1 pseudogene is annotated in these 480 nt (G+C 61.9%); it reads right to left on the reverse strand.

Features of this window, described 5'->3' with window-relative positions:
• Window positions 1–480, reverse strand: a pseudogene (locus LO50_RS22100) (IS110-like element ISPst6 family transposase); the annotation flags it as partial.

Consider the following 480-nt stretch of genomic DNA (forward strand, 5'->3'; position numbering starts at 1 on the left):
GCCCAGCTTTGCAGTTGCGTCAGCCGCTCCGGTGTTCGCGCCTTGCAGCGCTTGGCTGCCAGTAGCGCCGCCCTTGCACCATGGATCAGCAAGGTGCGCACATAGACGTTGCCCTTGCAGCTGATTCGCCCGAGTCGTCGCCGCTCGCCACTGCTGTATTCGCTGGGCGTCATGCCCAGCCAGGCGCTTAGGTGTCGGCCACTGGCGAAGCGCTCGGGCTTGCCCACTGCAGTTTTAAAGGCACTTGCGGTTAGCAGGCCGATGCCACTGACTTCGTCGAGCTTGTGCACGATCTCATCGTCCGCATGCCAGCGTGCCAGTTGTTCTTCGCACTCGCGCATCGACTGTTCATAGAGGTTGATCTCGGCCAGCACCACTTGCAGCGCTCCGCGCAGTGCACGCACTTCAGGCCGTTCGATCAGTTCGCACGCTTGGCGCAGAAATGGCTTGATGCCGTTCGGTGCTTCAACCCCAGCCTCA

Origin of the sequence: Stutzerimonas stutzeri (assembly GCF_000935215.1) — a bacterium.
In the GTDB taxonomy this organism is placed as follows: Bacteria; Pseudomonadota; Gammaproteobacteria; order Pseudomonadales; family Pseudomonadaceae; genus Stutzerimonas.